This is a genomic window from Methylobacterium sp. WL119, assembly GCF_008039875.1.
In the GTDB taxonomy this organism is placed as follows: domain Bacteria; phylum Pseudomonadota; class Alphaproteobacteria; order Rhizobiales; family Beijerinckiaceae; genus Methylobacterium.
The window spans coordinates 1-5,886 of the sequence record NZ_VRUU01000166.1 but is presented as its reverse complement, the minus strand read 5'-3'; the positions used below and the strand labels follow the sequence as shown (position 1 = coordinate 5,886).

Here is a 5,886-nt window from a genome sequence, read left to right as displayed (position 1 = left end):
TTCGGACGGGGTCGGGGAGGCGGAAGCAGCGGGGCGATCTCGTCCCAGAGATCGTCGGGAAGAAGTGCGCGGGCCATGAAACACCAACGCACATCAACGCTCAGGGTGCCGTTCTGTTAGGCGCTCTAAGTCGCGACGGTCTCGTGTCCGCGCTCGACCTACCAGGCGCCGAGACCCGCGAGGAGGGTTGGCATACCCACGACCCAGGCAAGGAGCAGGACAATAGGGGGAAGCCGTAAGCCGTTGCCTCGCCCCCTCCAAAACCGTGTGATCATGGAGCTCTCGGGGGGTGGATGTTTAAGGAGACGAGGACGTCCCGTGCGGTTCGGGCCAGCCCTCAGCTCGGCCGAGCACGGCTTTCGTACCGCTGGCAGGACTCGAAATCACGCACCGAGCGGTTGTAGCTGTCGTTGAACAGCTGCGCCGGCTGGCTCGGATCGCCCTTTGTTTTGATATCCCGGGCCACATCCCGGCCGTGACCGATCACGCTCGCCACCGTGTCGGTGTAGCCCGTACATGACGAGTTCGCCTTCGGGCTCATAGTGTCGAACGTCGTCCCAAGCTGACGGTTGGCGTTCGAAACCTCGCCGAGTGCGGCCAAGAACGGGCCCACGTCCGCTTTCGGTCCGAGTGCTTCAAAGCGCTGCACCGCACGTCGGAGGGTAAGGCTGGTAATGAGCAGCCGGCGTGCCGGAGCGTCCTCCGGCATGGCCGCCGCGCGTCGGTCGTCCCGAGCGAGTTCGCGATCAAATAGCGCAGTGCCGTAGACGTCCATCGCCTTGGCGGCGGCTTCGACCCTGGGCACCAGGATCAGGTGCTGCTCGCGCGCGAACTTGTATCCGTCTTCCTTGAACTCGCGGGTGGTCTGGTAGCGGGTCAGCGCCTTCAGTGTCGGATTGAGCTCGCGCAAGCTAGCAAGCAGCCGCGCAGCCTGCGGATCGACCTCCGGGACGGTACTAGGCAGGGCCGTCGCTTTTTCCAGCTCGTCGATCACCCCATCGAAATCGACGATGCCGAAGTGGTACCACGCATTGGCCCCGAGCTTCGTGCCGAGCTTGAGCACGCGTTCGTTGTCTCTTCGATACGCGGCGAGTTGGCTCTCTAAGGGATGGGAGCGCACGAGGTGGTTCTGTGCCTCGGTGTAGGCGTTCACCTTGGCTTGCTCCTGCGCCTCAGGGCTTGGCGGAGGCGGCGCAGCCCGGACGGGCGTTTGGGCTGGCGCTCGTCCGGCCGTTGCCGTTGCCGTTGGTGGGGCCTGCAGCAGCGCCTGGGAGGCTGGTGGCAACACAGGGAAATCGCACTTGAAGGCGTCGACCATACTCTTTCGCACAGCCTCGTGCGCCTGGGCGCACTGGTAAGCGACGATCGGGCGAGCGGCCTCGTTGCGAGCAACCGCCTCGCGGAAGCTATCGCGCATGGTGTTGATGCCTTGCCGGATGTTCGGGCGAACGGTTTCCGGCACGCCAGGGCTAGCCGCGCACTGCACGTAGGCAGCCAGGAACGCGTCGCAGCTCTCGATATTGACCGGCGTAACCGGGGTCACAGCCATGGTTGGCGTGGCCAGCGCGACGGCGAGCCAAGCGACGGCAAGGCCATAGCGCAGCCCGGGCACCCCACCGACGATCGTCATACTTTAATCCTTAGCTACAGTACGGTTCGCAGATCACAGCGTTTAGAGATTGCGTAGAGCAAGCAGAGGCACGAAGGCCGCGAGCGCTACGGGTAAGGACCAGTACTGTATCGGCACCCAAAACAGCGCATGGCGTCGGCGCAACAGGACGCTTTGGTTCGTGGCTGGGTCGACGAGTTCGAGTGGCGGCGCGCCATTGAGGCGCCGGCCAACAAGCCAATTTGCGCCAGCCGCGGCGAAAAGGCCGAGGCTGACGGCAAGAAACATCAGATCCGGATGGCCGGTAGCGCGTAACGCGAGACCACCCAGCGCCCCGACAACGACGGCGGTACCCACCACCACGGGAACGGCCAAGATCCCCCAGCCTGACCAAATAACCAGCATAGCACTACCTCAGTCTCGATCGGGGTTGTGACCAAACGCGTGGACGAGACTGCTGTGTGACACGACGGATCCGTGTCGCCACGTACGGCCTACTCAGTTTCCTACTGGAACTGTAATTGGGGCGACGCTGTGTTCACGGCGGCGTGAGCTGATATCCACCCTGGGCGCACTGGACCAAAATCGCAATCGAGATTGTTTTGTGCGGTATCTTAGGATCGAGCGGTCGCGTTCGGTCGTGACAGCTCGGCGTTGGTCGGAAAGCCGCGTTGCTTCGAGCACACCCGTCCTCAGGCACAGCTACTCTGCCGCAGCTGAGGTCCAGTTCGACTCGACCGACATCCGAGCCACGATCGAAGCGCGGTGAGGTTGCGCAGGGCCTTGCCCGATGCCCCCCCCGCCAGCCTGCGGGACGATATGCAACGCAGTTCGTTTGTGGTGTCGGCCCCTTCAATTGATAAGCAGGAGCTCCCTCTTAGGGCAGATTAGACAATCTAGAATTGAACATAAGGACGGCATAAGACATCAGGACCGAATTTAATACAAAATTAACTTATAGACTGTATTAAGAATACAGACTCAAGACACGGCGGTTCCGTGTTTTTACCGATTCGCGATCACAAGTTTCAGTTCGCGTAGAAGCATCCTTCGAACAGATGTACTGTGTTAAACTGATGCAATGAGATCGGCCTCACGCCATGAGAGCCCTCCCGAATGAACCTGCGCCGCCTCAGCCGGCCCTCCCTGTCACTCCCCATGCGTCTCAGCGTCGTTGGGACCGTGATGGTCGGCATTGCTTCGTTCACCACGATCGGCGTGATCCTCCACGAGGTGGAGGCGGACATGACGCAGCGAGCGTCCGCTGTGCTGGAGAGCAATATGCGGCTGCTGCGGCAGAGCCTTGCAGACGAGGGAGGGTCTCAGCGTTTCAGCTTGATCGATGGTCATCTGCAAGTGGGGTCCCATTTCATCGGACCTGAGGACCCTGCCGTTGATCGTGTTCGCGCCATCATCGGCGGGACGGCCACGATCTTCCTCCGCGACCTGCGTGTGGCTACCAACGTAACCAAACCCGATGGGACTCGTGCCACCGGCACACGCTTGGCCCCTGGGTCCGTCTACGACGCGGTGATCAAACAAGGTCGACCCTACCGAGGGGAAGCCGAGATCCTTGGAGTCCCGTACTTCACTGCCTACGATCCGATCCTAGCTGCGGACGGAAGTACCCTTGGCATCCTCTACACCGGGGTCGAACGCACCGACCACCTCGCCGTCGTAACTCGGTTGAAGCGGCACTCCGGCCTGATCGGCGCGTTGCTGGCCATCGCATGCAGCACCGTGCTCTGGTTTTGGATGCGGCGAAGCCTGGCCCCTTTGAAGCGACTGGGCGAGGCTATGCGTCGACTTGCATCGGGCGATGCCACGATCTCCATCGAACACGCTTCTCGCCGGGACGAGATCGGCGCGATGGCCGCAGCGGTACAGGTGTTCAAGGACAACCTGATCCGCGCGCGTCAGCTGGAAGCAGACACTGCGCAGGCGCGCTTGGCGTCCGAGGAGCAGCGCAAGGCCGGGATGCGTCAGATGGCCGACGGCTTCGAGGCGGCGGTCGGTGGTATCATCGGCATGGTCTCAGCCGCAGCCACCGAGCTGCAGGCCACGGCCGGCTCGATGTCGGCGATGGCGGGCGAGACCTCGGCGCAGTCCGGCGCGGTCGCGGCCGCCGCCGAGGAGGCGGCCAGCAACGTCAACACCGTAGCCGCCGCGGCCGAGGAGCTGGGATCGTCGGTGTTCGAGATCGGGCGCCAGGTCGACGGTTCGGCCGAGCTGGCGCGGCGGGCGGTCATGGAAGCCGGTCACACCGGCGCCCTGGTGCAGGAGCTGAGCGCGACGGTGTCCCGGATCGGTGACGTAGTCGGGCTAATCTCCGGCATCGCCGGGCAAACCAACCTTTTGGCGCTCAACGCCACGATCGAGGCGGCGCGCGCCGGCGCGGCGGGCAAGGGCTTCGCGGTGGTGGCGGCCGAGGTGAAGGCGCTCGCCGAGCAGACCGCCCGCGCCACAAACGAGATCTCCGGTCAGATCGCGCAGGTGCAGGCCTCGACAGGTCAGGCGGTCTCGGCGATTGGCGGCATCACCGGGCGGATCCAGGAGATCAGCGCGGTTGCGACCTCGATCGCGGCCGCCGTGGAGGAGCAGGGCGCGGCAACACAGGAGATCGTTCGCAACGTCAGCCAAGCGGCGATGGGAACTGGCGAGGTCACGAGCAACATCGCCGGCGTGGCGGGTGCGGCGGAGGAGACGGGGGCGGCTGCAAGCCAGGTGCTGGGGGCGGCCTCGGAGCTGTCGCGTCAGGCCGAGACCCTCACGGCCGAGGTTGGACGCTTCCTCGCTACTGTACGGGCCGCGTGAGATGGCGACAGCGATCAATGCCTGGCGCTCTCGTTCTTCTCCCGGGCCAGTGTGTTCAGCAGGTCCAGGAGATCGTCGGCAGCCTCCATGTCAAGGCCGGTCTGCGCGATGCCGTTGACCTGCGTCGGCTCGTAGGTGGCGATGTCGTAGACCGTCCAGCCCGCATCGTCCTTCCGCATGTCGAAAGACTGAGCTTGGTTGTTGCTGTTGGCAGCCTCGTTCATGGCGCCGTTGGGCACGCCAACAGGATCGCTGTCCGCACCATCCCACGCTGGTACTTCTCGCCTTGCGTCGGATCGGCGATCGCAGCCTTGGCTGGCTCAAGGGCTTTCACCGCGGCGGCCGGGTCCAGCGTGTGTCCGCTGGCAAAACGAAACATGCTCATCGTCGGGTCGTGCAGGAACCCATCGACCGCGGCGCTCACCTCGTCGTCGCTGACGGTCTTCGCCTTGGACAGTTCGGCGGTCGTTAAGTCAGCCATGGGGCGAGTTCCTGAGCATCCCGATTTGATCGATAGGGCCGCCTCTTTCAGGGTTCAGCCGATCCCGCATCTCTTTTCCGGCCTTGAAGTGCAGGCGGTTCTTGGCTTCGACCGAGACAGCCGCTCCATTCCTCGGGTTGCGCCCCATTCGCGCCTTTTGCTCCACGGTGGCGAACGACCCGAACCCGCGCAGCTCGACACGATCGCCGGCTGCAATGGCATCCGCGATCCGGCCTAAAATGGCATCGACCACCGCTTGGCAGTCTCGCTCGTAGAGATGCGGGTTCAGGGCAGCGAGGCGCAGGACTAGGTCAGATCGGATCATGGCAAGGGAATAGAGGCAGGGGACGCCGGGCAGTAACCCGCCAGCCTAAAACTTGAGGCTACAGCTCTCAGCACATCAGGGTACATGACGCAATCGGCATGCTCTGAACCAATATACGGATCATTTCCGATCGGCTCTCCAACATGACGGCCGGAGGCTCCCCCACGATCCAGCGCCAGCGCGCGACGAATTCTGAGGGCGTTATGTTCGAGAGGGCGTCCGAACGCAGCCTATCGAGGTCTGCCAGCAGTCTCTGCTCCGCGCTCGGCCCGTCAGCGAATGGTGGAGATCTGAGCAGCCGGCTTGTGGCGGGGTTAGGCACCGACTGGAACGACTGCGTGCACAAACAGCATGGCGCCACCGAGGATCAACACGAGCACGGCAATGCGCCACGGCTCTATGATCGGCAGGGGTGAAGGCTTGTCGGGCTGTGTGCTCATCGGCCTGCTGTCCTCCGGCGCTTGTAAGGCGCGAAGGGACGCCGGAAGCGTAAACGCTTCCTGAAGATGCCGGCCGCTCGACGTTGACTTAGAGCGCCTAACAGAACCGCCTGATTTGGTTGAGGGTGATGAGACTGGCGGCGAGGTTGGTGAAGGCCTTGTAGATGTCGGCGCGACGCTCGTAGCGTACGGGCAGGCGTCGGAAACGGTTGAACCA

At 63.5% G+C, this 5,886-nt stretch carries 7 protein-coding genes and 1 pseudogene; 2 read left to right on the top strand and 6 right to left on the bottom strand.

Translation table 11 applies throughout. From position 1 onward, the window contains the following. Positions 1–337: 337 nt before the first annotated feature. Complete coding sequence (locus tag FV227_RS27450; protein ID WP_147860359.1) at positions 338–1,630, bottom strand: DUF3829 domain-containing protein; 1,293 nt, start codon at positions 1,628–1,630, stop codon at positions 338–340. Between the two features lie 129 nt (positions 1,631–1,759). On the opposite strand from FV227_RS27450, the gene FV227_RS29415 reads away from it, so the two are divergent. Continuing rightward, positions 1,760–1,924: a hypothetical protein gene (locus FV227_RS29415; RefSeq protein WP_187274981.1), complete on the top strand. Its 165-nt coding sequence runs from the start codon at positions 1,760–1,762 to the stop codon at positions 1,922–1,924. Between the two features lie 801 nt (positions 1,925–2,725). Further along, positions 2,726–4,423: a methyl-accepting chemotaxis protein gene (locus tag FV227_RS27440; RefSeq protein WP_246687934.1), complete on the top strand. Its 1,698-nt coding sequence runs from the start codon at positions 2,726–2,728 to the stop codon at positions 4,421–4,423. A 14-nt stretch (positions 4,424–4,437) separates the two neighbouring features. Here the strand turns inward: FV227_RS27440 and FV227_RS27435 are convergent, their stop codons facing one another. The 5 genes and pseudogenes from FV227_RS27435 to FV227_RS27420 form a co-directional block, all read right to left on the bottom strand. Next, on the bottom strand, positions 4,438–4,647 hold the full coding sequence (locus tag FV227_RS27435; RefSeq protein ID WP_147860357.1) for a hypothetical protein: 210 nt from the start codon (positions 4,645–4,647) through the stop codon (positions 4,438–4,440). Then, positions 4,644–4,904 carry a hypothetical protein gene (locus FV227_RS27430; protein WP_147860356.1) on the bottom strand — a complete coding sequence of 87 codons (261 nt, stop codon included), beginning with the start codon at positions 4,902–4,904 and terminating at the stop codon, positions 4,644–4,646. Before FV227_RS27430 ends, FV227_RS27435 begins: the two co-directional genes overlap by 4 nt. Next, the gene (locus FV227_RS27425; RefSeq protein ID WP_147860355.1) at positions 4,897–5,229 is read right to left on the bottom strand and encodes an HU family DNA-binding protein; all 333 of its coding nucleotides are present in this window, start codon (positions 5,227–5,229) and stop codon (positions 4,897–4,899) included. Before FV227_RS27425 ends, FV227_RS27430 begins: the two co-directional genes overlap by 8 nt. 314 nt (positions 5,230–5,543) lie before the next feature. Then, positions 5,544–5,669, bottom strand: coding sequence for a hypothetical protein (locus tag FV227_RS30415; RefSeq protein ID WP_281407541.1), 126 nt, complete (start codon positions 5,667–5,669; stop codon positions 5,544–5,546). Between the two features lie 97 nt (positions 5,670–5,766). Then, positions 5,767–5,886: pseudogene (locus FV227_RS27420) on the bottom strand (IS5/IS1182 family transposase); the annotation flags it as partial.

What these genes read in the sequence shown, in the direction of transcription:
- FV227_RS27450 (WP_147860359.1), bottom strand. Translation starts at nt 1,630, where the DNA reads ATGACGATCGTCGGTGGGGTGCCCGGGCTGCGCTATGGCCTTGCCGTC.
- FV227_RS29415 (WP_187274981.1), top strand. Translation starts at nt 1,760, where the DNA reads ATGGCGTCGGCGCAACAGGACGCTTTGGTTCGTGGCTGGGTCGACGAG.
- FV227_RS27440 (WP_246687934.1), top strand. Translation starts at nt 2,726, where the DNA reads ATGAACCTGCGCCGCCTCAGCCGGCCCTCCCTGTCACTCCCCATGCGT.
- FV227_RS27435 (WP_147860357.1), bottom strand. Translation starts at nt 4,647, where the DNA reads ATGAACGAGGCTGCCAACAGCAACAACCAAGCTCAGTCTTTCGACATG.
- FV227_RS27430 (WP_147860356.1), bottom strand. Translation starts at nt 4,904, where the DNA reads ATGGCTGACTTAACGACCGCCGAACTGTCCAAGGCGAAGACCGTCAGC.
- FV227_RS27425 (WP_147860355.1), bottom strand. Translation starts at nt 5,229, where the DNA reads ATGATCCGATCTGACCTAGTCCTGCGCCTCGCTGCCCTGAACCCGCAT.
- FV227_RS30415 (WP_281407541.1), bottom strand. Translation starts at nt 5,669, where the DNA reads ATGAGCACACAGCCCGACAAGCCTTCACCCCTGCCGATCATAGAGCCG.